Source organism: Promicromonospora sp. NPDC050249, from assembly GCF_040656015.1.
In the GTDB taxonomy this organism is placed as follows: Bacteria; Actinomycetota; Actinomycetes; order Actinomycetales; family Cellulomonadaceae; genus Promicromonospora.
Genome location: NZ_JBFAKY010000036.1, coordinates 28,445 through 54,616 on the forward strand (window position 1 = coordinate 28,445; position 26,172 = coordinate 54,616).

Genomic DNA, 26,172 nt, shown 5'->3' on the forward strand with positions numbered 1-26,172 from the left:
ACGGCCGGCATCAGAACTCATCGACCGCCTGCGCTACTGGTCCCTCGCCGAGAGCACGCAGAACTCGTTGCCGTCCGGGTCCGCCAGGACGGTCCAGGTGGCGTCGGCCGGCTGCCCGACGTCGATCACCGTCGCGCCGAGCTCGACCAGCCGGGCGATCTCCGCGTCCCGGTCGTCGCTCGTGTGCGGCGCGAAGTCCCAGTGCAGCCGGTTCTTGCCGACCTTCTCGTGCTCAACGGGCACGAACACCATGCCCGGCGGCACCTGGTGGAAGTCCAGCTTCTCCGAGAGCTCGAGCGCCCACGGGGGCACCAGCACGGACTCCTCGTCCGTCTCGAAGATGACCTGCCAGCCCAGGGCCTCGCCCCACCAGCGGGCCAGCTTCTTGTGGTCGGTCGACTCGACGACCGTCGAGTACCAGCGCAACGTCATAACCATCACCTCGCGTGAGAACGGCGGCCCGTCGGTCCGGGCCGATGCTCACACGGTAGGACGGGTCACTGACACTCCCGCTGGCACTCCCTCAGAGCCGCGGGTAGAGCAGCTCGAACCGCTCGCACACGACCGGCATGTCCAGCGAGAACTCCCGGCCCTCCGGGAGGTTCCGGCGGAAGTAGGCCTCGTGCCCCTTGCGCCATGACTCCAGCGTCCGGTCGTCCTCGCCCTCCGCGGCCGCGAAGTCCTCGTCGACCTCCTCGAACGTGGTGGTCTCGACGCTCGTCGTGCGGATCAGGGCGCGCGGGTGGTTCTCGCCGTCCAGCAGGATCGACAGCTCACCGGCGACGGGCAGCGGAGCGCCCTCGGCGTCGTAGTCCCACAGGGCGGACGACGTCGCCGTCTTCTCCCCCGCGAGCACCGCACCGAGCAGCTGCTCGGCGAGCTCCGGCTCGTCGCCGAACGACCAGGCCTGCGGCGGCACGGTCTCGCCGACGGTCTGGCCCACCACGATGCTCGCCTTGGCCAGGCCCGCGTACTGGCGCGTGGCGGCCCAGAAGTCGAGGACCTCTCCGGCGAGTGCGGAGTCCTCCGCTGACACTGCCTCGGGGTCGAAGGTCGCGGGGTCGAACGCCTCGGGGCCGGCTGTCTCGGAGGTGCGCTCGGTGTTCTCAGGCGTCGCGTCGTCGGTCACGGGGGACATCCTGCCAGTACCCGAAGGTCCCGGGTAGCCGGTCGGCCGGAGCCGGACGGAGACGGAGCAACTGCCGGGAGGCTCCGGGCGACACAACAGATCCGGGGTGTGTTGCTCTGCGTAGACACTGTCTACACAGAGCAACACACCCCGGATCGGTACACGCTCCCCCAGGCCGTCGAGCCTGCCTGGATCAGCTCGTCAGGGTCAGCGTGCCGCGGAGCCCTCGACGTAGTCCGAGTCGGACGGCTTGATCCACGAGAACATCTTGCGCAGCTCGCGGCCCGTCGCCTCGATCGGGTGCTGCTCGCCCTTGGCGCGCAGCTCCTTGAACTCGGGGGCGCCGGCGTCCTGGTCGGCGATGAACCGCTCCGCGAAGGCGCCGTTCTGGATGTCGGCCAGCACGGCCTTCATGTTCTCCTTGACGCTCGGGTCGATGACCCGCGGACCGGAGACGTAGTCGCCGTACTCGGCCGTGTCGGAGACCGACCAGCGCTGCTTGGCGATGCCGCCCTCGACCATGAGGTCGACGATCAGCTTGAGCTCGTGCAGCACCTCGAAGTACGCGACCTCCGGCTGGTAGCCGGCCTCGGTCAGCGTCTCGAACCCGTACTGGACCAGCTGCGAGGCACCGCCGCAGAGCACTGCCTGCTCACCGAACAGGTCGGTCTCGGTCTCCTCGGTGAACGTCGTCTTGATGCCGCCGGCGCGCAGGCCACCGATGCCCTTGGCGTACGACAGGGCGAGCTCCCAGGCGGCACCGGAGGCGTCCTGCTCCACGGCGACGATCACGGGCACGCCGCGGCCGTCGGCGAACTCGCGGCGCACGATGTGGCCCGGCCCCTTGGGGGCGACCATGAGCACGTCGTGGCCGGCCTCGGGCTTGATGTAGCCGTAACGGATGTTGAAGCCGTGCCCGAAGACGAGCGCCGCGCCCTCCTTGAGGTTCGGCGCGATGTCGTCGGCGTACACGTGCCGCTGCACCTGGTCGGGCGCGAGGATGACGACGACGTCGGCATCCCGGACGGCGTCCGGCACCGTCGCGACCGCGAGGCCCTCGTTCTCGGCCTTCTCGCGGGATGCCGAGCCCTCGCGCAGACCCACGGTCACCTGGGCGCCGGAGTCACGCAGGTTCAGGGCGTGCGCGTGGCCCTGGCTGCCGTAGCCGATCACGGCAACCTTCTTCTGCTGGATGATCGACAGGTCGGCGTCATCGTCGTAGAACAGCTCAGCCACGGTTCTTGCTCCTTCAATGTGATTTCTGGGATGGAGAGTAAGTCGGTAGGTCAGGCGGTCAGGCAGGCACGCGGTATCTCACGCGGACCGGACGGCGCGCTCGAAGGCGCGGTCGGTGATGCTGCGGGCGCCCCGGCCGATGGCCAGGGTCCCGGACTTGACGATCTCACGGACGCCGTACGGTTCCAGCGCCGCGAGGAGGGAGTCGAGCTTCGCGGCGGGTCCCGTGGCCTCGATGACCACGGACTCCGGCACGACGTCGACGACGCGCGCCCGGAACATCTCGACGACCTCGAGCACCCCGGTACGGGTGGCGGCGTCGGCCCGCACCTTGACGAGCAGCAGCTCGCGGTGCACCGACGACTCGGGTTCGAGCTCGACGATCTTGATCACGTGGATCAGCTTGTTGAGCTGCTTCGTGACCTGTTCCAGGGGGTGCTCCTCGACGTCGACCACCACGGTGATGCGCGAGATCTCCTCGTGCTCCGTGGGGCCCACCGCCAGGGAGTGGATGTTGAACGCGCGCCGGGCGAACAGCCCGGCGACGCGCGTGAGCACGCCGGGCTTGTTCTCCACGAGCACGGACAGGGTGTGCCTCGACATGGGATGCAGTCCTCGCTCAGTCTTCTCGGTCCCACGCCGGCGAGATGCCGCGTGCGTACTGGATGTCGTCGTTGCTCACGCCGGCGGCGACCATGGGCCACACCATCGCGTCACGCGAGACGGTGAAGTCCACGACCACCGGACGGTCGTCGATCTCGTTGGCCCGCTTGATCGCGGCGTCGACGTCGGAGGCGTGCTCCACGCGGATGCCCTCGCAGCCGTACGCGTCGGCGAGCTTCACGAAGTCCGGCACGCGCATGGTGCCGTGGCCGGTGTGCAGGTCGGTGTTGGAGTAGCGCGACTCGTAGAAGAGCGTCTGCCACTGCCGCACCATGCCCAGCGAGCTGTTGTTGATCACCGCGACCTTGATCGGGATGTCGTTGATCGTGCAGGTGGCGAGCTCCTGGTTGGTCATCTGGAAGCAGCCGTCGCCGTCGATCGCCCAGACCGTCCGGTCCGGCTGGCCGACCTTCGCGCCCATCGCAGCGGGGACGGAGTAGCCCATGGTGCCGAGACCGCCGGAGTTGATCCAGGTGTTGGGCCGCTCGTAGCTGATGAACTGGGCCGCCCACATCTGGTGCTGTCCCACGCCCGCGACGTAGATGCCGTCCGGCCCGGTCAGCTCGCCGAGGCGCTGGATCACGTGCTGCGGCGACAGGTTGCCGTCCTCCGGCTGGGTGTAGCCGCGGGGGTAGGTCCTGCGCCACTCGTCGAGCTGGTGCCACCAGCCCTCGATGTCGGGCTTGCCGTGCGTCTCGTGCTCCTTGGCCAGCTCGGGCAGCAGGTCGCCGATGACCTCGCGGAGGTCACCGACGATCGGGACGTCCGCCTCGCGGTTCTTGCCGATCTCCGCGGGGTCGATGTCCGCGTGGATGATCGCGGCCAGCGGGGCGAAGCTCGAGAGCTTGCCCGTCACGCGGTCGTCGAACCGGGCGCCGAGCGCGAAGACCAGGTCCGCCTTCTGCAGCGCCGCCACCGCGGGCACCGTGCCGTGCATCCCGGGCATGCCGAGGTGCTGCGGGTGGCTGTCCGGCACCGCACCGCGGGCCATCAGGGTCGTCACGACGGGCGCCCCGGACAGGTCCACGAGCTGGCGCAGCAGGTCCGCCGCGCCGGACCGGATCACGCCGCCGCCCACATAGAGCACGGGGCGCTTCGCGGTGGCCAGCAGCTTCGCGGCCTCTCGGATCTGCTTCGAGTGCGGCTTCGTCACCGGGTGGTATCCGGGCAGCTGCAGCTCCTGCGGCCACGAGAACGTGGTGCGCGACTGCATCGCCGACTTCGAGATGTCCACCAGCACCGGCCCCGGCCGCCCCGTCGAGGCGATGTGGAACGCCTCCGCGATGGTGCGCGGGATGTCTGCCGGGTCGGTGACCAGGAAGTTGTGCTTGGTGATCGGGAGCGTGATGCCGACGATGTCGGCCTCCTGGAACGCGTCCGTCCCGATCGCCGCGGAGGCGACCTGGCCGGTGATCGCGACGAGCGGGATCGAGTCCATGTGCGCGTCCGCGATCGGTGTCACCAGGTTGGTCGCGCCGGGGCCCGACGTCGCCATGGTCACCCCGACCCTGCCGGTCGCGTGGGCGTAGCCCGAGGCCGCGTGGCCGCCGCCCTGCTCGTGCCGCACGAGGATGTGGCGGAGCTTGGCGGAGTCCATCAGCGGGTCGTAGAGAGGCAGGATCGCGCCACCCGGAATACCGAAGACGGTGTCGACACCGACCTCCTCGAGCGAGCGGACGATGGACTGCGCACCTGTGACTTCCTCCGGACCGACGCGAGGCGTCGCGGCCTCGGGCTCGGCCTTGCCGCTAACCACGCGGGACCGAAGCTCGGTGCGCACCTGGTCACGCGCCTCGGCGCGCGCAGCGATCTGTGCGGGTGTCGGTGTGCCGGTCATACGGATCTCCTGCCGTCGCGCCCCGTCCTGGGGCGAAAGCGAGCGTTCGTGACAACAAAAAAACCCCGGGTCCTTGGGGAGCAAGGACTGCCAGGGTGAGCGCGCGGACGATGCCTGTGCTGGGCTTAGGCCGCGCGCTCAGGAAGTACTACAAGAATGATCGTCTGCACGTGACGCACGTTACGCCGAATCTGCGGCGATGTCACTCAGCGGGCCGATGGTCCCACGATCCGAGACGACAAGGGTCTCCAGCCGCAGGATCCCGCGCCGCAGCGGCGCAGCGGTAAGGCGGTCAGGGTACGTCCCGGTGCCGGAACGTCACCCAGCCGAGGACGGTCAGCACCGCCGTGACCCCCAGCAGCAGAAGCGGGCCGTGCACGAGCGGGACGGCGAGCAGCCCGTCCCCGGACAGGGCGTCGGGCGCGCCGCGGACCCATCCGTCCGCGTTCGCGACCGGGAACCACTCCCGGCCCCTGGCCGCCGCGCTCAGGACCGTCTCCTCGACCAGGACCCACGCCACGACGAGCGGGACGGCGACCCACCAGCGGCGCACCAGCACACCCAGCGCCGCACCACCGGCCGCCGCACAGGCCGCGAGCGCGAGCACCCGCACGCCGCTCCACGTGAGCGCGAGCGCCAGGTCGGCCGGCGGCCCGCCGAGCGCTCCCGCGCGAGCCTGCACCGCGTACGTACCCACCGCGAGCAGCGCGTACGCCGCGGCCACGCCCGGCAGGACCGCCAGCGCCGCGGCCGCCACCTTGCTCCAGTACACACGTCCCCGACGCGGTTCGACGGTCAGCAGGGCCCGCGTGCCGCCCGACGCCGCGTCTCCCGTCACGAGCAGCACGCCCGCCACGTAGGCCAGGAACACCGACGTCATCGCGTAGAACGAGAGCCGGCTCTCGCCCAGCATCGCGGCGAGCGTCGAGGTGTCAGCCTCGAACGTCGTCAGCACGACCGCCAGCACCACGTGCGCCAGCATCCCCGCGGCGATCCAGCGGATCGCCGGCCGCACGCCGAACCGCCGCAGTTCCGCCCACACCAGGCCCGTCATCGGTTTCCCCTCGCGCGCTGCGACTTCGAGGTGCCCTGGTCGGGGGCGCTCGGCTCTTCGGCTCTCGGCTTGGGCTTCGGGGCGCTCGGCTTGGGGGCGCTCGGCTTGGGGGCGCTCGGCTTGGGGGCGCTCGGCTTGGGGGCGCTCGGCTTGGGGGCGCTCGGCTTGGAGGCATCCGGCGTCGGCGCGTCCTGCCGCTGCGCCTCGGGCTGCTGGCTGCCCGCCTTCCTGGCCGCCTTCTCGGCCACAGCCGCTTCCCTCGCCGTGGCCTTCTCGTCGGACGCCGCCTGCCTGGCAGCCGCCTTCTCGTCGGCGGCCGCCTGCTTCGCGGTCGCCTTCTCGGCGAGCTCTGCGCTCGCCGCGGTCTGCTTCGCTGCCGCTTCCTTGTCGGCCTTGCGCTGCTCGGCCGCCTTCCTGCGGTCGGCGGCCTGCCGCTCGGCGGCCTTGCGGACGGCCCGCTCCTCCGCACGGCTCACGACCTTCGGTTCAGGTGCCGCTACCGGCCGCAGCCGCCCCACGACGGCCGCCAGGTCCTCCCGCAGCGGCACCAGCTCGCTCACGAAGAGCTTCTGCTTCGCGAGCGTCCTGGTGATGTCCGCCGGCTCAGTGACGCCGTCGACGTGCAGCGTCCCGCCGTCGGCGGTGCTGACCCGGACCTTGAACCCGGCGGCGCGCAGAACCGTCGCCGCCGCCCCCGGCTCGTCGAGGCGGACGCGGACGGTCACCTCGGCGTCACCCAGGAGGTCGGCCACCATGCCCTGTGCGAGGACACGCCCGTCGTCGAGCACCGTCACCGTGTCCGCGATCTGCTGCGCCTCGGTCAGGACGCCGGTCGCGACCAGCACCGTCTTGCCCTGGTCGGCGAGGCGCCGCAGGGCTTGCCGGATCTCGCGGGTGCCGACGGCGTCGAGCCCGGCGCTCGGCTCGTCGACGACGAGCAGGTCGGGGTCACCCAGGAGCGCAGCGGCGAGCGCGAGGCGGCGTCCCTCGTCGGCCGAGTAGGTGCCGTAGGCCGCCTTGGCGCGGTCGGTGAGGAGTACCCGTGCGAGCACCTCGTCCACCCGCGCGCGCGGTACCCCGGCCGCGCTCGCGAGGAGAGCCAGGTTGCGGCGGCCGCTCAGGTTGCCGTGGAACCCGTTCCTGCCGACGACGGCGCCGATGCGGCCGGCGAGGTCGGGCAGGCCGTCAGGTACGGGTACGCCGAAGATCTTGATGGCGCCGCCGTCGGCGTGCGCCAGGCCGGTGAGGAGGCGCAGCGTCGTGGTCCTGCCCGACCCTGGCAGGCCCAGCAGCGCGTGGACGCCTCCGGTCGGCACGCGGAGATCCAGGCCTTCGACGCCGACGACTCTCCCCCGCAGCGACCGGTAGGACTTGCGCAGGCCGAGCGTCTCGACCGCTGTGTCGCTCCCTGGCATCACCCGCACAGGGTAGGGCATTCCGGACAGCCGCCGACCCGGAGTCGGTCACCAGCTCATCGCGCCGTGCAGCGACGTCGGCGCCGGGTCGACGCCGAGCCGCTCGCGCAGCACCGTGAGGTCGTAGGTGCGCTCCATCGCGAGGTGGCTGATGGCGTACCGCGACAGGCGTGGCTCGCGTCCCGTCCAGCGGGACACCCGCTCGCCCGCCCAGGCCAGGGCGTTCGCGAGCCGGACAGGGATGTCGACCACCTGCACGGGCCGGAACCTGGCGAACATCAGCAGCTCGAGCGTCTTGTCGAGGTCGACGGGCCGGGCGTCCGCCACATTGGCCACGAGCGGCCGGCCGGCGCTTGCCTCGGGCTCGACGTCGGCCACCAGCGCCGCGCGGATCGCCAGCACCAGGGTGTCGACGTGCGTGAGGTGCTGACGCACCTTGCCACCACCGGGGATCGGCAGCCAGGCGCCCACCGCCGCCGACTCGAGACGCGGCAGCAGGGTCGTGTCGCCGGGGCCGTAGACCGCGTGCGGTCGCAGCACGATCACGGGACCCCGGTCCCCGCGTGCGGCGTCGGCGGTCAGGTACCGCTCAGCGGCCGCCTTGGTGGAGCCGTAGGCGTTGACGTAGCCACGTACCGGCGCCTCCGCCTCGGTCACCGCGACGCTCGGGGTGCGGGGGTCGTACACGCTGCCGGAGGACACGTGCACGAACCGCGCCTCGGGGAACGACTCGCGCACCGCGCGGGTGCCCTCGACGTTGACCACCCAGGCGCGGGCATGGCTGCCGCCGTCCCGCACCGCGGCGCCGCAGTGCACGACGGCGTCGACGTGCTCCGGTCGGTCCTCCTTGGCCAGCGGCCCGTCCCGGAGGTCCCAGACCTGGTGCGAGACCTGCTGCGGCGAGCCGACGGGCAGGCACGGGACGCGGCGCGAGAACGCGATCACCTCATGTCCACGCGCCACCAGGTCGCGGACCACAGCACCACCAACAAAACCAGACGAACCGGTCACCGCCACCCTCATGCGCGCACTGTACCGGTCAGCGGTGACACCAAGTTGACCAGTGCGCGGCGATCAGGCTTCCGGGACCGGCCGGCGACCGGCACGTGGGTCGCCTCGACGACCAGGTCGGGCAGTGCACCGTGGTCCAGGACCTGCGCCACCTGGTCGGCGACCGTCCGCGCCAGCTCCGTGCCGGCCCGGACCACCGGGGAGGCGTCCGCGTCCCGGATGCTGCCCTCTGCCGTCACGACGAGGACCACCCGCTCGTCGCCGTCGGGCACCGGAACACCGACGAGCACGGCGTCGGCGACGCCCGGCAGCTCCCGCAGCCGGGGCTCGAACAGACCCGGGTAGATGTTCACCGTCCCGCGGATGATCATGTCCCGGTTGCGGCCGACGAGCACGATCCGCCCCTCGGCGTCCTGGTAGGCGAGGTCGCCCGTGCGGTGCTCGACCGCCCGCGCCCCGCCCGCGTCGAGGTCGGAGAGGTACCCGGCCATCAGGGACGGTCCCGTCAGCACGAGCTCGCCCACCTCGCGCTCGTCGTCCGGGCCGGCGGAGTCGGCCACGGCCTCCGAGCCGGGCCGGTCTCCCGAGTCCTCCGAGTCCCGCGCCGCCGCCGCGTCGATCCGCACGCCGATGCCGCCGAGCGGGCGGCCGACGAGGTCCCCGGCCGCGGCGGCCGCGATCTTCTCGTCCGCGTCGGTCACCGCCGCCGGCAGGATCTCGGTGGCGCCGTACACGGCGAGCCAGCGTGTGCCCGGCAGGACACGGCGGCCACGTTCGAGCAGCGCGACCGTGACGGGCGCCGCGCCGACCGCGAGCACGGCCGGGCCCGCCGCGCTCGGGGGAGGCCCCGTGCTGCTCCCGGCTTCCAGGACGTCGAGCAGCGCGGTCACGTCGGCGGGCACGAGGAACGAGGAGTCCGCCCCCGCGACCCCGCGCGCGAACGCCTCCGGCGCATCCTTCGGGGCCTTCGCGGGGATCTCCCACGTGCCGCCCGCGATGATCGCAGGCAGCCCGAGGAACATCTGGTCCGTATGCGCCCGCTGCCCGGGTCTCAGGTCCCCGACCCGCGCGAACAGGTCAAGCATTCCGCCGAGCGTGCGTGCGGTGTGCACCACCGCCTTCGGGTCCGAGGTCGTCCCGGACGTGAAGACGATCAGCGCCTCGCCGTCCGCCCCCGCCACCTCCTCCGGAGCCCGAACCGCCCCGGGAACCACCCGCCCCAGCCGCCCCACGCGGTGCGCGCCACGCGGCACGCCGGGGAGCCACCGGCCGGTGTACAGGTGCCGCACCGGCAGCCGCCCGTAGTCCGGGAGCAACAGACCGCGAGACCGCGCGATCCCCCGCAACGGACCCGACGACGCCGCGTACAGCAGCGCCTCCGTCGCGGCCCAGCGCGGCCGCGCCGCAGCGATCCGCGCCGCGAACAGCTCCGGCGTCGAACCCGGGTCCACGAACACCACCGCGCCACCCGCACGCAGGACGGCGAGGCACAGGACCACACCCTCCGGGCGGGGCCGGATGCTGAACAGCACGCGGTCGCCAGGCTCCATGCCCTGCGCTCGCAGCGCGGCCGCCGTCCGCTCGACCCGTTCGGCAAGGCCGCCGAACGTCATCTCCTCGCGTACGCGCCCGCCGTCACGGCCGCCGAACCAGCGGAGCGCGACGACGTCGGGCGTGCCCCGCGCGACGTCCAGCAGCTCGTCGACGAGGTGCTTCACGAGACCTCCCGCGTCCCGGCCGACGCCGTGACCGGGTTCGCGGCGCCGTCCGCGCCCCGCAGGCCGATCTCCAGCGAGCCGTACGCGGGGACCAGCACGCCGCGTGCCGCGCGGCGTCGTCCCACGACCGGCACCCGGCCATCCGCCGCTGCCGCCGCCAGCGCGTCGAGCACCGCGTCGACCTGCGCCATCGCGAGCGGCATGCCCAGGCAGAAGTGCGGGCCCGCCCCGAACCAGAGGTGCCGCACCGCGGGTTCGATCGGCCGGTCGGGATCGAACCCGCCGCCCGCCCGGCAGCAGTTCACGGTGGCGATCACCACGCGGTCCCCTGCCCTGACCGGCACCCCGCCCACCGAGGTGTCGGCCCGCACCGAACGCAGCATCGCGGGGGTCGGCACGGTAACGCGCAGCCCCTCCTCGACGGCGCGCCTCCGCAGCTCCGCGTCGTCGGCCAGCAGGCGTGCGGTCCACCCGGTGTCGTGCGCGATGGCCACGAGCCGCGGCACGAAGGACTGGATCGTCTCCGTCCCCGTGAGCACGAACGCCCCGACGGCCCCCATCGCCTCCCGTTCGGACAGCCCCAGGTCGCGCATCCGCCCGGGGACCGTCGCGGGGTCGCCGGCGCGGTAGGCCGCTCGCGCGGGTGCCGTGAGCCGCTCGAGCACGGCACGCGCCTGCGCCACCTGGGACCGGGTCAGCCCGTGCCGGTGCAGCCGCACCATCCCGGTGATCGTCTGGGCGGCGACCATCGACGAGCGCACGGCCTCGTCGGTCGGCGGCAGCCCCACCATCCCGCAGATCACCGCACCGGCCTGCGCGCCGACCGCCGTCGCCAGGTCCACGGTCTCCCCCGCGGCGAGCCGCCGCGTCAGCTCCGGCAGCACGCCCGCGCCGCGGTCGCCGTCCGCGGACACGAGCTCGCGGACCGCCCGGGGCGAGAACAGCGGCCCGAGCGCGCGCCGCAGCGCGGCGTGCTCGGCGCCCTCCATGTTGAGCAGCACCGAGGGCCCGAGCACCGGCGTCCACAGGTCCGACGGCGCCCCCGGGCCCACCTTCGAGAAGTGGTCCAGGTCGAGCAGCACCTCGCGGGCGAGCTCCGCGTCGCTCACCACCACCCCGATCCGGGGCACCCGCACCACCGGCCGATCCCGTGCGGACCGCAGCGCCGGGTAGGCGAGGGGATGCGCGGCGCGCTGCACCCGCTCCTCCCAGAAGGCCTCGGGCGAGGCCCAGCCGTGGCCCTGTGCGGTGACGACCGGTGGACGGCGATCGTGCACGGCAGCCGCTGCCAACGAAGGCGTCATCGGATGTCCACGATCTCTGGCCGGTAGCGGTGGTCGGCGTACCAGCCGAGCGTGCGCACCAGCCCCCAGGCGTGCACGCGGCGCGTCGAGGCGCGCACCCATACCGTGCGGTGCTCGGCGTACCGCGTCGTCAGCCGCCGTACCGCGTTGACCAGCGCGCGGTCCTCGTGCAGGTCCTCGATCCGGGTGCGCGGGAACCCGCCCGCCCGCTCGTACAGGGACGCGGTGATCGCCATGTTGCAGCCGGGCGTCATGACGTACGGACCGAGATACCCCTCGTCCTGGTTCCCCGGGCGAACCTTGCCGAACGTGCTCGACGCCCACAGCGCGAACGACAGCACGCCCTGCTGGAACCTTGAGACGGGCAGGTCGTCGTCGCGCGGGACGAGGCGGCCGGCGACGAGCTCGTCGCCCGACGCGAACGCTTCCCGTACCGCACTGGTCCACCCCGGCGGCGGCAGGCAGTCGGCGTCCGTCCGGGCCAGCAGCTCGGCGCCGAGCGCGATGGCCGCGCGCATGCCGGTGTCCGCGGCGGCGCCGGTCCCCTTCTGGTCCTCGGTCACGACCTGCCAGCGCAGCCGTCCCCAGTCGGCTATCGCCTTGCGCACGACGTCGGGCGTGCCGTCGGTGGACCCGTTGTCCACGACCACCAGGTCGAAGTCGTCGTCCTCCTGCGCGTGCAGCGCCTCGAGCGTGCGCAGGATCCCGTGCTCGTGCGCCTCGTTCAGCGCGGGCACGACGACGGCGAGCCGCGGGCGTCCCGCCACCGGTCCGAGCAGTCCGTCGCTCACCACCGGACCACCATCGCGCCCATGCTGATCCCGCCGGCCAGGCCGAGCAGCAGCACGACGTCTCCGCGCCGCAGCCGGCCGGACCCGAGCGCCGTGGCCAGCTGCAGCGGCAGCGTCGCCGAGGCGACGTTGCCGTGGTCGGCGACCGTGAGGATCGTGCGGTCGGCCGGTACGCCGAGCGCCCCGTGCACGTCCGCGAGGTACGCGACCGCCACCTGGTGCACGGCGATGAGCGCGACGTCGTCGATGGTCACCCCCGCGGCGGCCAGCGCCTGCTCGACGGGGCCAGGACCGAAGGCGACGAAGGCCTCTCGCAGCCGCGAACCGTCGATCTCGAAGTAGCTGCGCTCGGGGTCACGCGGGTTCACCGTGCCACCGCCCGGGAGCATGCCGACGTCCCAGTGCTGCGACTCGGCGGCGAACACCGAGGCCAGGATCCCCGACGGCCGGTCAACGGGCTCGACGAGCCCCGCGAGCTCGGCCGCCAGGTCGTCCTCGAAACCGTCCTCGAACGTGCCGCCGTGCCCGTGCCCGTGCGCGGCGCCCGCCCCGAAGCCGGGCATGCTCCCGGTCGCCTCGACGAGCACCGCGGCCCCGGCGTCGGACATGGTGTAGCCGGCAGCGGACATCGCGTACGTGCTGCGGTCCGGCACGTCCCACCGCACCCCGCGCGTCGGCATCTCGCCGCACGCGACGAGCACGCGGCGGTACCGGCCGGTGCCGATGAGCGCCTCGGCCACCTCGATGCCGTTGAGCACCGAGTTGCAGGCGTTCTTGACGTCCATCACCGGTGCGCGGACGCCGAGCTTTGCGGCCACGATGTGGCTGGTCGCGGGCTCGATCATGTCCTGCGTGGCGGACGCGAAGATCAGGAGGTCGACGTCGTCAGCCCGCAGGCCCGCGCGGTCCAGGACCGTGCGGGAGGCCGCGACGGCGAGGTCCGAGGCCTGCTGGTCGTCGTCGGCCACGTGGATGCGGCGCACTCCCGTCAGGCGCGAGACCATCGGGATGCGGGGCGCGACCTTCGGGTTCCTGCGGTGCAGCTCGCGCTCGGCCTCGGCCACGTCGCGCGTGCGCTCGGGCAGGTGCACCGCGACGTCGGCGATGCGGGCGACAGGGCGCGGGGACAGCCGGGGCAACGCGGAGGGCTCAGGAGGTCGAGTAGGTGCCGGGTTCAGCACGGCGGCCGGTTCGGGAAGCACCCGCGACAGAGTAGGGCACACCTACCACGCCGGATCCACTCGCCCGTAGGGTGACGGCCGTGATCCACACCCTTCCGACCACCCGGCACGAGCTGGGCCTCCTCTACCGCGCCCGGCCCGCGATGGCGGGACTGCTCCTGGCCGGCACTGCCGCCCAGGGGACGCCCCTCGGCGGTTCACCGGTTCGCAAGGTGCCCGGCATCGGGTGGGTCACGGCGGACCCGGTGGTGGCCCGCACGGTCCTGCGCGACCACCGTTCGTTCACGATCCTCGGCGAGGGCGGCGTCGGGAACCTGTGGGCCCAGATCCTCGGTGACTGGGTGCTCGACCTGTTCGACGGCGCGGGGCACCACGACCTGCGTACCCGCACGCGCGAGCTGTTCACGGAGGCCGTCTCGCGTGACCTCGTGAGCGCCGCCTGGGACGACCGGATCGCCGTCGCGGGCGAGGTGCTGCGGTCGGGCGGCACGCTCGACGTCGCGCACCTATCCCGCGTCCTGGTGGGCCGCATGGTCATCTGCCTGCTGGGCATCCCTCGACCCGCTGGGCACGGCGGGTCCTGGCCCGACGACGAGGGTGCGCTGCGGATCTTCGAGACCGGCGAGCGGCTGGCCTCGGTGGCCCTCGGCACCGCTGGATCGACGATCCTGACGCCTGCCCAGGTGGCTACCGCGCAGGGCATCGTCGCCGAGCTGAACGCGGGGATCCCCGACGGCTGGCGGGACGCACCGCCGGACACCCTGCTCGGCCGCTGCCGGGAGCTCGGCCTCGGGCTCACCGAGACATCCGGCCTGGCGTCGCTGCTCATGGTCGCCGGCACCGAGACCGCCGCGAGCGCGATGGGCCGGATCACCGCCCTGCTGATCGACACCGGTGAGCAGCACCGGATGCTCGCGGCGATCCGTGCGGCTGCCGAGCCGGGTGCGACGGCCCCGACGCCCGTGGTCGAAGGGGACGACGCGCGTGCGGCCGGGCTGCTGAACCCCGGGGAGGCGGACCCGGTCGAGAACGTGGTGCGCGAGGGGCTGCGGGTGACGAGCCCGGCGTCGGTGATCGGCAGAGGCGTGGCGGCCGACGTCGAGGTGGGCGGCGCACAGCTGCGGGCCGGCGAGCGGATCATGCTGCTGGTCTGGTCGGCGAACGCCGCCGCCGGGCCGTTCCGCGCCGACCGCTCGTACGTGCGCGAGTCTCGCCAGCTCTGGTTCGGCGCCGGTCGGCACCTGTGCCTGGGCGCTGCACTGGCCCGGGCAGAGATCGGCACCCTGCTGCGGATGCTGTGGTCGGAGGACCGGCCGCTGCGCGTCGTCCGCCGTCGGGCGGCCCGGGGCGTACTGATCCCGGCCTGGTCGGAGCTGCTCGTCACCCGCACCTGACCATCTTTGTCGCGGCAGCTGGGTCAGTGGCGGGTGGCGCGGTAGATCTCGCGGACCACGTCCTCGATGTCGGGTTCGGCGATCGACAGGTCCAGCACCTCCGCGCGCTCGGACACCGCGGCGAGCACGCGCGCCGCCGTCGTGCGCTGCGGGTCGAAGGCGAGGCGCTGCCGCAGGCCGCCCGACTCGCTGCGGACATGCTCCGCGCCGTCCAGGTCGACCAGGTCATCGGTCGGGGTGGCGAGGTCGACGACGAGCTCTCGTCGCGCTCCGACGGTCCGGGCCAGCCCGCCGAGGGTGCCGTCGAACGCGAGCCTGCCGTGGTCCACGACGAGGATCCGGTCGCAGAGCCTCTCGACGTCGCCCATGTCGTGCGTGGTGAGCAGCAGCGTCGTGCCGTGCTCGCGCCGCTGCGCCACGAGGAACTCGCGCAGGCGCTGCTTGGACAGCACGTCCAGGCCGATGGTCGGCTCGTCGAGGATCAGCAGCTCGGGCCGGTGCAGCAGCGCGGCAGCGACCTCTGCCCGCATGCGCTGGCCCAGCGAGAGCTGGCGCACCGGCGTGCCCAGGAACTCCCCCATCTCGAGCATGTCGACCAGCTCGGCGGTCCTGGTGCGCTCGTCGGCCGCTGACAGGGAGTGGATGGCCGAGAGGATGGAGAACGACTCCCGCACCGGCAGGTCCCACCAGAGCTGGGACCGCTGCCCGAAGACCACGCCGATCCGGCGGGCCAGCGCGCGGCGCTGCTTCAGGGGGTGCAGCCCGACCGTGGTCACCGTGCCGCTCGTGGGCACCAGGATGCCGACGAGCATCTTGATCGTCGTCGACTTCCCGGCGCCGTTGGCCCCGATGTAGCCGACCGCCTCGCCCGCCTCGACGGTCAGGTCGAGGTCGTCGACAGCGACGTGCCTGCTGCGGCGGAACCGGTTCTTCCGGTCGGGCCGCCCCGTGAACACCCGGGTCAGGCCCTCGGTCTCGATGATGTTCATCCACCCGCTCCTCGGTAGTGACGAAGGCCCCAGCGCCAGCACAGCCCCGCGACGGCGACGGCCCAGAGGGCGGCGACCGGCGCGAACCAGCCCAGCCAGGTCGGCAGCCCGACGGGACCCGGCATGCCGAGCAGCGTGGCCACCGGCAGGTAGGCCGCGAAGGCCACGGGAAAGATGCCGCCGAAGACGACCAGCAGCGCGCGCGGCCATACACCGGCCGGCTGCGTGGCCGCGTACCGGCCGCCGTAGACGAACGCGTTGGTCATCTCGGAGCCGTTGATCAGGAAGAACTGCAGCCCGGCGGCGGTGACGAACTGCGCGGTGAAGATGGCGAACCCGGAGGCCAGCGCGAGCACCAGCAGGCCGACGGTGCCGACGCTCCAGTCGATGTCGTTGAGCGCCAGCCCCACGGTGAGCGCCGTCGCACCCACCAGGCACCGCCCGATCCGGCGCAGGCTGAGGTCGCTGGTCATCAGCTGTGCCAGCAGCGGCTGCGGCCGCAGGAAGAACACGTCGAGCGTGCCGGCGCGCACGTAGGTCGGAAGGTTGTCGCAGTGTCCCGCGACCAGGTCGGCCAGGGAGAACGCGAGGTCGGACAGACCGAACACGAGCATGATCTGGGCGAGCGTGAACCCGCCGATCTGGTCCGTCGCCGAGTACAGGACCCAGATCTCGGTGAACTCGATGAGCCCGACGAGCGTCGCCCCGACCAGGTCCATCCGGAAGCTGGCCCGGTGGCTCGCCTGCGAGCGCGCACGGCTCGCGAGGACCGCCCGGTAGGCACGGAGCGCCCGCGCCCCTCGCCGCGGTTCAGCCACCCTGCACCTCCAGCCTGCGGCGCCCCGCCCGCGTGGTCAGGTGCCCGACGACGAGCACCACCGCCAGCCACACCAGCTGCACCCCGAGGCGCTGCCACGCGCCCGGCCCGGTGACCTGCCCGGAGAGCACGTCGATGGGGAACTGCATCATCGACGGGAAGGGCGTGAGCAGCGCGAGGGTCAGCAGCCAGTCCGGGAAGAGGTAGATCGGCGTGAACAGGCCGGCGAAGAACCCGGAGACCGCCATGTAGAGCACGCTGACGCCGCGGGTCTCGACAAGCCAGAACCCGGCGGTGGCCACGACGTACACGGTGGCGTGCGAGACCGTGATGCCGATCAGCAGGCTGGTCAGCCCCAGCGCGTACGCGGCGGCGTCGGGCGGCAGGGCCATGCTGGAGACGAGCACCCCGATGACGACGCTCGGCAGCCCGCGCGGCAGCAGGGCGAACAGCCCCTTGCCGATGTCCGTCAGCACGTTGGCCGCCTGCACGCCCACGGGCCGCAGGAAGTCGACGGCGACGTCGCCCGACTTGATCCGGGTCTGGAGGTCGCTGCCGCCCCAGAAGTTCACCGAGCCGAGCATGCCCTGGCCCAGCCAGACGAACGCCGCCATGGTCGCCGCGGAGTAGCCGGCGAGCTCACCGCCCGAGCTCTCGACGGCCGCGCCCATGATCCCGCCCTTGAGCAGGCCGAAGGTCGCGTTCGCCACCAGGCCCGCGAGCGTGGCCAGCGGGTAGGCGGACTGCCCGCGGAATCCAGCTACCAGGAACCGCCAGTAGGGGTTCCGGCCGGGGGAAGGGAGCGGGCGCACAAGCGCGAGACCTTACTCGCGCGGCTGCCGGATCTCACCCTGTTTTCCACGTCGATACGCATGCCTCGTTGCCCTCGACGTCGGCGACCACCCACCACGCCGGGGCGAACTCGTCGGTGACCAGCCGGCCGCCGGCCGCGAGCGCCGCCGCGACCCGCTGCTCGGCCTGGTCGTATGGCACCCACACGTCCACGTGGATGCGGTTGCGCTGCTCCCGCCGCTCGTCGGTCTGCTGGAACCAGACCGCCGGAAGCCGCCCGTCCGGGTCGCTCAGCCGCGCGGCGGCTGCGTCGTCCGCGTGGTCCGGGTGCGCGTCGTGGCCCAGCAGCGCCTGCCAGAACGCCTGCACCTGGGGGCCTGCGATCGCATCGATGCAGAGGGCGACCTCGCTGACCCGCGCCGGGTCCGCCGCGACGTCCAGCTCGCGGGCCGCCATCGAGATCTCGCGGGCGAGCGCGACGTCCCGCCTGGACAGGCCGCCGACGTCGTGCGACCAGGTCCGCACCGTGACGGACCCGTAGCGCAGGTCGACGTCCGGATGATGGTTCGCGGCCTCCGCGAGGGCGCCGATGCGGGTCACCAGCCGCACCCCTCGGGTGAACGACCCGGTGGCGAAGCGCGCGAGGGCGGACCTTCTCAGCACACGCCAGTCACGCGTCCCCTCGTCCGCGGTGAACTCGGCGGCGGTGATCGCGTCGGTCATGGGTCGCTCCTGGGGTGGGTGTCGTCCGGGCCCCACCACCATGGCACGAGTCACCGACACTCGAACGTCGTCGTCCGCCGCGCGGTCGGGCCGGGCACGGGCGAACCATGCCCCGACGCGCCGGGCCCGGGCGCGGCACCCCGAGGTGCCGCGCCCACCCTGGTCAGCGGCGCTGGAGCCGTGCCACGTCCCGCACGGCACCCCGGTCGGCCGACGTCGCGAGGGCCGCGTAGGCCTGCAGCGCCGGCGACACGTACCGGTCGCGGTCCACGGGCTGCCACGGCCGCTCCGAGGACTCCATCTTGGCGCGACGCTCTGCGAGCACCTCGTCCGGCACGTTGACCCGGATCATGCGGGTGTCGACGTCGATCTCGATCTCGTCGCCGTCCTCGATCAGGCCGATGGTGCCGCCCGCTGCCGCCTCCGGGGAGACGTGCCCCACGGAGATGCCGCTGGAGCCGCCCGAGAACCGGCCGTCGGTGATCAGCGCGACGACCTTCCCCAGGCCGCGGCCCTTGATGTAGGAGGTCGGGTAGAGCATCTCCTGCATGCCCGGCCCGCCGGCGGGGCCCTCGTAGCGCACGACCACGACGTGCCCCGGCTCGACCTGCTTGGTCAGGATCTTCTCGACCGCCTCGTCCTGCGACTCGCAGACCAGCGCCTTGCCGACGAAGTGGAACACGTCCGGGTCGACGCCCGCCGTCTTGAACACGGCGCCGTCCTCCGCGAGGTTGCCGCGCAGCACGGCGAGGCCGCCCTCGACGGTGTACGCGTGCTCGACCGAGCGGATGCAGCCGCCGACGCCGTCGGTGTCGAGGGTCTCCCACTGGTTGTTCGTCGAGAACGCCTTGGTGGTGCGCACCCCGCCCGGGGCCGCGTGGAACAGGCCGAGCGCCCGCTCGGTGGCCTTGCCGCCGCGGATGTCCCAGTCGTCGAGCCACGCGCGCAGCGTGGGCGTGTGCACCGACGTGACGTCGTGATCCAGCAGTCCGCCCCGGTCGAGCTCGCCCAGCAGAGCGGGGATACCACCCGCCCGGTGGACGTCCTCCATGTGGTAGTCCGGGTGGTTCGGCGCGACCTTCGACAGGCACGGCACCCGGCGGCTGATGTCCTCGATGTCGGCGAGCGTGAAGTCGACCTCCGCCTCCTGGGCCGCGGCGAGGATGTGCAGCACCGTGTTGGTGGAGCCGCCCATGGCGACGTCGAGCGTCATCGCGTTGGCGAACGCCGCCTTGGTGGCGATCCCGCGCGGGGCGGCGGTGTCGTCCTCGTCCTCGTAGTACCGGCGGGCGAGGTCGACGATGGTGCGGCCGGCCTCGAGGAACAGCTCCTTGCGGGCGGCGTGCGTGGCGAGCGTCGAGCCGTTGCCCGGCAGCGACAGGCCCAGCGCCTCGGTGAGGCAGTTCATCGAGTTCGCCGTGAACATCCCCGAGCACGAGCCGCACGTGGGGCAGGCGTTCTCCTCGACCAGGCCGAGCGCCGCGTCGTCGACGTTCTCGTCGGCCGAGTAGTTGATCGCGTTGATCAGGTTCAGCGGGGTCTTCGCGACGCCGTTCGCCACCACCGCCTTGCCCGCCTCCATGGGCCCGCCCGACACGAAGATCACCGGGATGTTCAGCCGCAGCGCGGCGTTGAGCATGCCCGGCGTGATCTTGTCGCAGTTCGAGATGCACACGATGGCGTCAGCGGTGTGCGCCTGCACCATGTACTCGACCGAGTCGGCGATGAGGTCGCGGCTGGGCAGGGAGTAGAGCATCCCGGCGTGTCCCATGGCGATGCCGTCGTCGACGGCGATCGTGTTGAACTCCTTGGCGACGCCGCCCGCCTCGCGGATCGCCGACGCCACGAGGTCACCCATGTCCTTGAGGTGTACGTGCCCCGGCACGAACTGCGTGTACGAGTTCGCGATCGCGATGATCGGCTTCCCGAAGTCCTCGGCACCCATGCCCGTGGCGCGCCACAAGGCGCGGGCTCCGGCCATGTTGCGGCCGTGGGTGGACGTCCGGGAGCGCAGGGGACGACTCATGACTGTTCAGCTCCTTCGATGCTGGATGGCCGCGCGCCATACGGGGGTGGGCGGCTCCTGCACGCTACCTCCGGTCCACCGCGCCGGACACCGGGCGTCCACAGGGTGACCCGCAAACCCTTGACCGGGCTGTGCGCCGTGGGCACACTGTCTAGCGGCGGGCTGCCGACCTCAGGATCACTGGCCCCGCCTGCAAGGATGCCGGCCACCTGGACGCCGCTGTTCGGGACCCGTGCGCGTCACGCATGTATCTGCTCACTGCTACGTACAACGAGGTGCGACATGGCGAAAACGTTTACTACCGAATCTCCTTCCCCGTCGAAATCGTTTGCTAGACACTCCGGGCCGCGGCGCGGCCGCCTGTTCCGGAAGCTGGCGAGCATCGGCGCCACTGCCGCACTCCTCGGGGCCGGGATGGTGGCGTCCGCCGTCCCCGCGGCGGCCGTGGACCGCAACGAGACCGGCAACCACGGCGGGTACTTCTACTCGTTCTGGACCGACGCCCCGGGAACCGTCTCGATGAACCTCGGTTCGGGCGGCAACTACTCGACCCAGTGGAGCAACACCGGCAACTTCGTGGCCGGCAAGGGCTGGGCCACCGGCGCCCGGCGCAACGTGAGCTACTCCGGCACGTTCAACCCGTCCGGCAACGCCTACCTCACGCTCTACGGGTGGACGCGCAACCCGCTCGTCGAGTACTACGTGGTCGACAACTGGGGCACCTACCGGCCCACCGGCGAGTACCAGGGCACCGTGACCACCGACGGCGGCACCTACGACATCTACAGGACGATGCGCTACAACCAGCCCTCGATCGAGGGAACCCGGACGTTCCCGCAGTACTGGAGCGTCCGCCAGGGGAAGCGCACGGGCGGCACCATCTCCGCCGGCGCACACTTCGACGCGTGGGCCGCACGCGGCATGAACCTGGGCAGCCACGACTACCAGATCATGGCGACGGAGGGCTTCCAGAGCAGCGGCAACTCGAACATCACCGTCGGCACCGGCGGCGGGGGCGGCGGAGGCACGTCCTGCACCGTCAACGTGACCCGGGGCCAGGAGTGGGGCGACCGGTTCAACGTGAACCTCTCGGTCAGCGGCAGCAGCAGCTGGACCACGAGGATCAGCCTCGCCGGCGGCCAGTCGCTCCAAAGCAGCTGGAACGCCAACGTCACCGGGAGCACCGGCACGCTGACCGCGACGCCGAACGGGTCAGGCAACAACTTCGGGATCACCGTCTACAAGAACGGCAACACCACGTTGCCCACGGCCACGTGCTCGTGACGCACGAGCCTCACTGACCGGGGCGGGATGCGTCAGCGGCGGCGCATCCCGTCCCTCCACGGCCCGGACGATCGGGTCGAGCGATCGGGCTTCACCCCTTACCTGAACATTGCCGGGTGCCGTACGGTCTTACCAGGGACCCGCAATGACGCGGATTCCGGCGTGCACGCGACGGGGGTACTCGAATGCGGGTAACAGAGGCTTTGCGGCGCAAGGGCGGCTCGGTCGTCACCATCTCGCGCGACCGGAGCGTGCGCGACCTGCTCGCCATCCTCGCCCAGCACGGCATAGGCGCCGTAGTGGTGTCCGACGACGGCGAGACCGTCGACGGGATCGTGAGCGAGCGCGACGTCGTCCGCCGCCTGCACTCGGACGGCGACGGCATCCTGGACGGCCCTGTGGGGGCGATCATGACCGCCGCGGTGCACACCTGCGGGCCCGAGGCGACGCTCGACGAGCTGATGCCCCTGATGACGGAGCACCGGGTCCGCCACGTCCCCGTGCTCGTCGAAGCCCGGCTGACCGGGATCGTGAGCATCGGCGACGTCGTCAAGCACCGGATCGCCGAGGTGCAGGCCGAGCGCGACCAGCTGACGGCCTACATCACCGGCGGGCCGTAGAGCCCTTCCGGTGTCGTAGCCGCGGAACCGTCCACGGGATCCGCGGTGCCCTTCTACGACCGCGACATCGCCCGGTACTCGTCCTCGAGGATGCTCATCACCACGGCGTCGGCCCAGGTGTCGCCGTCGCGGTAGATGTCCCGCAGACGACCCTCCTCACGGAAGCCGAGCGACTCGTACAGCGCCTGCGCGCGCGGGTTGATGCTGAGCACGTCCAGGCTCACCCGGTGCAGACGGGGCCCCGGTTCGCCTTCGACGCCGTCGAAGGCGAACCGGAGCACCTCCTGGATGGCCTCCCGGCCGTACCCGCGCCCCCGGTAGTTCGGGAGCAGCTGGAGCCGGAGGTTCGCCGAGCGGACGTCCTCGTCGAGGTCGTTGAGCACGATCTCGCCGATCATGTCGTCGCTGACCGGCTTGCCGTCCCGCATCGCGGCGGGACAGATCGCCCAGTCGTAGCGGCCGGGCCGGTCGCTGACCGTGCTCGCCCACTCGTTGATCTGCTCGCGCGTGAACGTGGCGGTGGTCCCGGTCAGCCGGGTCCCCTCCGGATCCTGCACCGCCTCCCACAGGCGTTCCGCGTCGCGGCCCTCGATGGGGCGCAGACGCATCATCTCGCCGCGCAGGAGCGGCCCGCGGGTCACCTGCCCGCCCTCGAACCCAGACTCACGAGCCGATCCGATCCAGCACCAGCTCGCGGACCCGCTTCGCGTCCGCCTGGCCCTTCGTCGCCTTCATCACGGCGCCGATGATCGCGCCGACCGGTCCCTGGTTGCCACCACGGACCTTCTCCACGATGTCGGGCTGGGCCGCGAGTGCGTCGTCGATGGCGGCGAGCAGCGGACCGTCGTCGGACACGATCTCCAGGCCGCGGGACACGACGACCGCCTCCGGGTCGCCCTCGCCGGCGAGGACGCCGTCGAGCACCTGGCGGGCGAGCTTGTCGTTGAGCCGGCCCGAGTCGACGAGCCCCTGCAGCTGCGAGATCTGCGCCGGGGTCACCGCGAGGTCCTCGAGCGTGACCTCGTCCTGGTTGGCCCGCCGGGCCAGCTCGCCCATCCACCACTTGCGTGCGCCCGCGGCGCTGGTGCCCGCGGCGACGGTGGCCTCGATGAGGTCCATGGCGCCCGCGTTGACGACGTCGCGCATCTCGGCGTCGGCGTAGCCCCACTCGGTCTGGAGCCGACGGCGGCGCGCCACCGGCATCTCCGGGAGCGTCGCCCGGATCTCCTCGACCCACTCGCGGCTCGGTGCCACCGGCACCAGGTCCGGCTCGGGGAAGTAGCGGTAGTCCTCGGCGTCCGACTTCACGCGGCCCGACGACGTGGTGCCGTCCTCCTCGTGGAAGTGGCGCGTCTCCTGGATGACCGTCAGCCCGGCGTCGAGCACGCCCGCCTGGCGGGACACCTCGTAGCGGACCGCGCGCTCGATCGAGCGGAACGAGTTGACGTTCTTGGTCTCGGTCCGGGTGCCCAGGGGCGACTCCGGCGTCGGACGCAGCGACAGGTTGACGTCCGCACGGACGTTGCCGCGCTCCATCCGCGCCTCGGAGACGTCGAGCGAACGGAAGATGTCGCGCAGCGTCTGCACGTAGGCGCGCGCCACCTCGGGGGCACGCTCGCCGGCGCCCTCGATGGGCCGCGTGACGATCTCCACCAGGGGGATGCCCGCACGGTTGTAGTCGACGAGCGAGTACTCGGCCCCCTGGATGCGGCCGGTCGTGCCACCCACGTGGGTGTTCTTGCCGGCGTCCTCCTCCATGTGCGCGCGCTCGATCTCGACGCGGAACACCTCGCCGTCGTCCAGCTCGATGTCGATCCAGCCGTCGAAGGCGATCGGCTCGTCGTACTGGGACGTCTGGAAGTTCTTCGGCACGTCCGGGTAGAAGTAGTTCTTCCGGGCGAAGCGGCAGTTCTCGGAGATGGTGCAGTTGAGCGCCAGACCGATCCGGATCGCGTACTCGACGGCCTTGCCGTTGACCACCGGCAGGGCGCCCGGCAGCCCGAGGCTCACCGGTGTGACCTGGGTGTTGGGCTCGCCGCCGTAGGCGACCTCGGCCGCGCAGAACATCTTGGTGAGCGTGCCGAGCTCGACGTGGACCTCGATGCCCAGCACCGGGTCGTAGCGGCGGACGGCGTCCTCGTAGGCGACCAGTCCGGTCGTCGTTGCGGCGGTCATCGGGCGAGCTCCGTGGTCTTGAGTTCGGGTGCCTTGTTCAGGAGAGGTCCGCCCCAGCGCGCCTCGAGGGCCGCCTCGAGGGCCGCGCCCACGCGGTACAGCCGGTCGTCCGCCTTCGCGGGCGCCAGGATCTGGAACCCGACGGGCAGGCCGTCGTCGGACAGGCCGTTCGGCAGGGACATACCGGGGACGCCGGCAAGGTTGGCGGGGATCGTCGCGATGTCGTTGAGGTACATCGCGAGCGGGTCGTCGAGCTTCTCGCCGAACTTGAACGCGGTGGTCGGCGCCGTGGGCGAGACCAGCACGTCGGCCTGCTCGAAAGCCGCGGCGAAGTCGCGCTGGATCAGCGTGCGGACCTTCTGCGCGCTGCCGTAGTAGGCGTCGTAGTAGCCGGCGGAGAGGGCGTAGGTGCCGAGGATGATGCGGCGCTTGACCTCGTCGCCGAAGCCGGCCCCGCGCGTGGCGCCCATGACGCGTTCCGCGGTGACCGGGCCCTCGGTGGGCTCGACCCGGAGGCCGAACCGCATGCCGTCGAACTTGGCCAGGTTGCTGGAGGCCTCGGCGGGCATGATCAGGTAGTACGCGTCGAGCGCGTAGCCGAAGCTGGGGCAGGAGACCTCGACGATCTCGGCGCCCAGCGCGCGCAGCTGGTCGAGCGACTCGTCGAACCGAGCGGACACGCCGGCCTGGTAGCCCTCGCCCGACAGCTCCTTGACGACGCCGACCCGCAGGCCCTTCAGGTCACCCTTGGCACCCTGCTGTGCAGCAGCGACGACGCCGGGAACCGGCTCGTTGATCGACGTCGAGTCGTGCGGGTCGTGGCCGCCGATCAGCTCGTGCAGCAGTGCGGCGTCGAGCACGGTGCGGGTGACGGGGCCCGCCTGGTCCAGCGAAGACGCCATGGCGATCAGGCCGTAGCGCGAGACGCCACCGTAGGTGGGCTTCACGCCGACGGTGCCGGTGACCGCGCCGGGCTGGCGGATCGAGCCGCCGGTGTCGGTCCCGATCGCCAGCGGCGCCTCGAAGCCTGCGACAGCAGCGGCCGAGCCGCCACCGGACCCGCCGGGGATGCGGTCAAGGTCCCAGGGGTTCTTGGTGTTGCCGTACGCCGAGTGCTCGGTCGAGGAGCCCATGGCGAACTCGTCCATGTTGGTCTTGCCGAGGATCGGCAGGCCCGCGGCCTTGATGCGCTCCACGAGGGTCGCGTCGTACGGCGGGATCCAGTCCTTGAGGATCTTGGAACCGGCGGTCGTGGGCAGACCCTTGGTCACGACGACGTCCTTCACGGCGATGGGCACGCCGGCGAGCGGGTGCAGCTCCTCGCCGGCGGCCCGCTTCTCGTCGATCTCTGCGGCAGTCGCCAGCGCCTTCTCGGAGGAGACGTGCAGGAACGCGTGCAGGTCCCCGTCGACGGCGGCGATCCGGTCGAGGTGGGCCTGCGTCGCCTCGACGCTCGTGACGTCCTTGTTCCTCAGCGCGGACGCGAGGTCCGAGGCGCTGAGCCTGGTGATGTCCTGTGTCATGTCGTTGGTTCCCATCACTCTTCGCCGAGGATCTGCGGGACGGCGAACCGTCCGTTCTCCTGCTGCGGGGCGCCGGCCAGTACGTCCTGTATCGGCAGGGCAGGCTCCGGTACGTCGTCTCGGAACACGTTCGTCAGCGGGAGGGGGTGGCTCGTTGCCGGCACGTCTGCGGTAGCGACCTCGCTCACGCGAGCGATGGACTCGACGATCACGTCGAGCTCACCGGCCAGGCGCGAGACCTCGTCCGGTCGCAGGTCGATCCGTGCCAGCGCAGCCACGCGCGCAACCTCGTCACGGGAGATGGTGGACATGGCCGCAAGTCTAGTCGCCGGACGGCGTTCGATCTTCCGGATACCCGTGCGTTCACTGTGAGATCTCGGCTGGAACAAGCCTGAAATGCAGGAAGGGGGTGGAGCCCGCACTCACCCTGACGGGCTCGTGCTGGCTCCACCCCCTCCTGGGAATGGTTGTCCGGCGGCGTCCTACTCTC

24 protein-coding genes are annotated in these 26,172 nt (G+C 72.0%); 3 read left to right on the top strand and 21 right to left on the bottom strand.

Going from position 1 to position 26,172, the window contains the following annotated elements:
* Positions 1-33: 33 nt before the first annotated feature.
* The 12 genes from AB0I32_RS22790 to AB0I32_RS22845 all read right to left on the bottom strand — a co-directional run bounded on the left by AB0I32_RS22790 (position 34) and on the right by AB0I32_RS22845 (position 13,360).
* Positions 34-432 carry a VOC family protein gene (locus tag AB0I32_RS22790; RefSeq protein WP_357510219.1) on the bottom strand — a complete coding sequence of 133 codons (399 nt, stop codon included), beginning with the start codon at positions 430-432 and terminating at the stop codon, positions 34-36.
* Positions 433-523: 91 nt separating this feature from the next.
* A complete protein-coding gene (locus AB0I32_RS22795; RefSeq protein ID WP_357510221.1) occupies positions 524-1,129 on the bottom strand; it encodes an ASCH domain-containing protein in 606 nt (201 codons plus the stop codon).
* Between the two features lie 207 nt (positions 1,130-1,336).
* Positions 1,337-2,383: a ketol-acid reductoisomerase gene (gene ilvC, locus AB0I32_RS22800; protein WP_357510259.1), complete on the bottom strand. Its 1,047-nt coding sequence runs from the start codon at positions 2,381-2,383 to the stop codon at positions 1,337-1,339.
* 60 nt (positions 2,384-2,443) lie between these two features.
* Entirely contained in the window at positions 2,444-2,968 is a 525-nt protein-coding gene (gene ilvN / locus AB0I32_RS22805; RefSeq protein ID WP_116676587.1) for an acetolactate synthase small subunit, read from the bottom strand.
* 16 nt (positions 2,969-2,984) lie between these two features.
* Positions 2,985-4,865 carry an acetolactate synthase large subunit gene (locus tag AB0I32_RS22810; protein ID WP_357510223.1) on the bottom strand — a complete coding sequence of 627 codons (1,881 nt, stop codon included), beginning with the start codon at positions 4,863-4,865 and terminating at the stop codon, positions 2,985-2,987.
* Positions 4,866-5,157: 292 nt separating this feature from the next.
* Complete coding sequence (locus AB0I32_RS22815; protein ID WP_357510225.1) at positions 5,158-5,919, bottom strand: hypothetical protein; 762 nt, start codon at positions 5,917-5,919, stop codon at positions 5,158-5,160.
* On the bottom strand, positions 5,916-7,334 hold the full coding sequence (locus tag AB0I32_RS22820) for an ATP-binding cassette domain-containing protein (RefSeq protein WP_357510261.1): 1,419 nt from the start codon (positions 7,332-7,334) through the stop codon (positions 5,916-5,918). Before AB0I32_RS22820 ends, AB0I32_RS22815 begins: the two co-directional genes overlap by 4 nt.
* 48 nt (positions 7,335-7,382) lie before the next feature.
* Positions 7,383-8,357, bottom strand: a complete 975-nt coding sequence (locus AB0I32_RS22825) for an NAD(P)-dependent oxidoreductase (RefSeq protein ID WP_357510227.1) — start codon at positions 8,355-8,357, stop codon at positions 7,383-7,385.
* The gene (locus AB0I32_RS22830; protein WP_357510230.1) at positions 8,354-10,063 is read right to left on the bottom strand and encodes a class I adenylate-forming enzyme family protein; all 1,710 of its coding nucleotides are present in this window, start codon (positions 10,061-10,063) and stop codon (positions 8,354-8,356) included. Before AB0I32_RS22830 ends, AB0I32_RS22825 begins: the two co-directional genes overlap by 4 nt.
* A complete protein-coding gene (locus tag AB0I32_RS22835; protein ID WP_357510232.1) occupies positions 10,060-11,367 on the bottom strand; it encodes a cytochrome P450 in 1,308 nt (435 codons plus the stop codon). The genes AB0I32_RS22830 and AB0I32_RS22835 overlap by 4 nt, the downstream gene beginning before the upstream one ends.
* Entirely contained in the window at positions 11,364-12,158 is a 795-nt protein-coding gene (locus AB0I32_RS22840) for a glycosyltransferase (RefSeq protein ID WP_357510234.1), read from the bottom strand. The genes AB0I32_RS22835 and AB0I32_RS22840 overlap by 4 nt, the downstream gene beginning before the upstream one ends.
* On the bottom strand, positions 12,155-13,360 hold the full coding sequence (locus AB0I32_RS22845) for a ketoacyl-ACP synthase III (RefSeq protein ID WP_357510235.1): 1,206 nt from the start codon (positions 13,358-13,360) through the stop codon (positions 12,155-12,157). The genes AB0I32_RS22840 and AB0I32_RS22845 overlap by 4 nt, the downstream gene beginning before the upstream one ends.
* Before the next feature lie 59 nt (positions 13,361-13,419).
* Here AB0I32_RS22845 and AB0I32_RS22850 point away from each other — a divergent pair, with 59 nt between their 5' ends.
* Positions 13,420-14,733 carry a cytochrome P450 gene (locus AB0I32_RS22850; protein WP_357510237.1) on the top strand — a complete coding sequence of 438 codons (1,314 nt, stop codon included), beginning with the start codon at positions 13,420-13,422 and terminating at the stop codon, positions 14,731-14,733.
* Between the two features lie 23 nt (positions 14,734-14,756).
* On the opposite strand, the gene AB0I32_RS22855 is transcribed toward AB0I32_RS22850, so the two are convergent.
* From AB0I32_RS22855 to ilvD, 5 genes are all read right to left on the bottom strand, one after another.
* Positions 14,757-15,722, bottom strand: coding sequence for an ATP-binding cassette domain-containing protein (locus AB0I32_RS22855; protein WP_357510239.1), 966 nt, complete (start codon positions 15,720-15,722; stop codon positions 14,757-14,759).
* Positions 15,719-16,540: an ABC-2 family transporter protein gene (locus tag AB0I32_RS22860; RefSeq protein ID WP_357510241.1), complete on the bottom strand. Its 822-nt coding sequence runs from the start codon at positions 16,538-16,540 to the stop codon at positions 15,719-15,721. Before AB0I32_RS22860 ends, AB0I32_RS22855 begins: the two co-directional genes overlap by 4 nt.
* Complete coding sequence (locus tag AB0I32_RS22865) at positions 16,533-17,351, bottom strand: ABC-2 family transporter protein (protein ID WP_357510243.1); 819 nt, start codon at positions 17,349-17,351, stop codon at positions 16,533-16,535. Before AB0I32_RS22865 ends, AB0I32_RS22860 begins: the two co-directional genes overlap by 8 nt.
* 34 nt (positions 17,352-17,385) lie before the next feature.
* Complete coding sequence (locus AB0I32_RS22870) at positions 17,386-18,054, bottom strand: VOC family protein (RefSeq protein ID WP_357510245.1); 669 nt, start codon at positions 18,052-18,054, stop codon at positions 17,386-17,388.
* A 163-nt stretch (positions 18,055-18,217) separates the two neighbouring features.
* Positions 18,218-20,080: a dihydroxy-acid dehydratase gene (gene ilvD, locus AB0I32_RS22875; protein WP_357510247.1), complete on the bottom strand. Its 1,863-nt coding sequence runs from the start codon at positions 20,078-20,080 to the stop codon at positions 18,218-18,220.
* A 414-nt stretch (positions 20,081-20,494) separates the two neighbouring features.
* Between ilvD and AB0I32_RS22880 the strand changes: the two genes are divergently transcribed.
* Positions 20,495-21,364, top strand: a complete 870-nt coding sequence (locus tag AB0I32_RS22880) for a glycoside hydrolase family 11 protein (protein ID WP_357510249.1) — start codon at positions 20,495-20,497, stop codon at positions 21,362-21,364.
* A gap of 185 nt (positions 21,365-21,549) precedes the next feature.
* A complete protein-coding gene (locus tag AB0I32_RS22885) occupies positions 21,550-21,984 on the top strand; it encodes a CBS domain-containing protein (RefSeq protein WP_357510251.1) in 435 nt (144 codons plus the stop codon).
* A gap of 53 nt (positions 21,985-22,037) precedes the next feature.
* On the opposite strand, the gene AB0I32_RS22890 is transcribed toward AB0I32_RS22885, so the two are convergent.
* Genes AB0I32_RS22890 through gatC form a run of 4 tightly spaced genes read right to left on the bottom strand, consistent with a single transcriptional unit; the run spans position 22,038 to position 25,993 of the window.
* Entirely contained in the window at positions 22,038-22,625 is a 588-nt protein-coding gene (locus AB0I32_RS22890) for a GNAT family protein (protein WP_357510253.1), read from the bottom strand.
* A 22-nt stretch (positions 22,626-22,647) separates the two neighbouring features.
* Positions 22,648-24,159 carry an Asp-tRNA(Asn)/Glu-tRNA(Gln) amidotransferase subunit GatB gene (gatB, locus tag AB0I32_RS22895; protein ID WP_357510255.1) on the bottom strand — a complete coding sequence of 504 codons (1,512 nt, stop codon included), beginning with the start codon at positions 24,157-24,159 and terminating at the stop codon, positions 22,648-22,650.
* Positions 24,156-25,682 carry an Asp-tRNA(Asn)/Glu-tRNA(Gln) amidotransferase subunit GatA gene (gatA, locus tag AB0I32_RS22900; protein ID WP_357510257.1) on the bottom strand — a complete coding sequence of 509 codons (1,527 nt, stop codon included), beginning with the start codon at positions 25,680-25,682 and terminating at the stop codon, positions 24,156-24,158. Before gatA ends, gatB begins: the two co-directional genes overlap by 4 nt.
* 14 nt (positions 25,683-25,696) lie before the next feature.
* A complete protein-coding gene (gatC, locus tag AB0I32_RS22905; RefSeq protein ID WP_116676601.1) occupies positions 25,697-25,993 on the bottom strand; it encodes an Asp-tRNA(Asn)/Glu-tRNA(Gln) amidotransferase subunit GatC in 297 nt (98 codons plus the stop codon).
* Between the last annotated feature and the right edge of the window lie 179 nt (positions 25,994-26,172).

Coding starts and splice junctions, on each gene's coding strand:
- gatB (WP_357510255.1), bottom strand. CDS start 24,159: ATGACCGCCGCAACGACGACCGGACTGGTCGCCTACGAGGACGCCGTC.
- gatC (WP_116676601.1), bottom strand. CDS start 25,993: ATGTCCACCATCTCCCGTGACGAGGTTGCGCGCGTGGCTGCGCTGGCA.
- AB0I32_RS22885 (WP_357510251.1), top strand. CDS start 21,550: ATGCGGGTAACAGAGGCTTTGCGGCGCAAGGGCGGCTCGGTCGTCACC.
- ilvN (WP_116676587.1), bottom strand. CDS start 2,968: ATGTCGAGGCACACCCTGTCCGTGCTCGTGGAGAACAAGCCCGGCGTG.
- AB0I32_RS22870 (WP_357510245.1), bottom strand. CDS start 18,054: ATGACCGACGCGATCACCGCCGCCGAGTTCACCGCGGACGAGGGGACG.
- AB0I32_RS22835 (WP_357510232.1), bottom strand. CDS start 11,367: ATGACGCCTTCGTTGGCAGCGGCTGCCGTGCACGATCGCCGTCCACCG.
- AB0I32_RS22810 (WP_357510223.1), bottom strand. CDS start 4,865: ATGACCGGCACACCGACACCCGCACAGATCGCTGCGCGCGCCGAGGCG.
- AB0I32_RS22880 (WP_357510249.1), top strand. CDS start 20,495: ATGGTGGCGTCCGCCGTCCCCGCGGCGGCCGTGGACCGCAACGAGACC.
- gatA (WP_357510257.1), bottom strand. CDS start 25,682: ATGACACAGGACATCACCAGGCTCAGCGCCTCGGACCTCGCGTCCGCG.
- AB0I32_RS22790 (WP_357510219.1), bottom strand. CDS start 432: ATGACGTTGCGCTGGTACTCGACGGTCGTCGAGTCGACCGACCACAAG.
- ilvD (WP_357510247.1), bottom strand. CDS start 20,080: ATGAGTCGTCCCCTGCGCTCCCGGACGTCCACCCACGGCCGCAACATG.
- AB0I32_RS22825 (WP_357510227.1), bottom strand. CDS start 8,357: ATGAGGGTGGCGGTGACCGGTTCGTCTGGTTTTGTTGGTGGTGCTGTG.
- AB0I32_RS22820 (WP_357510261.1), bottom strand. CDS start 7,334: ATGCCAGGGAGCGACACAGCGGTCGAGACGCTCGGCCTGCGCAAGTCC.
- AB0I32_RS22855 (WP_357510239.1), bottom strand. CDS start 15,722: ATGAACATCATCGAGACCGAGGGCCTGACCCGGGTGTTCACGGGGCGG.
- AB0I32_RS22815 (WP_357510225.1), bottom strand. CDS start 5,919: ATGACGGGCCTGGTGTGGGCGGAACTGCGGCGGTTCGGCGTGCGGCCG.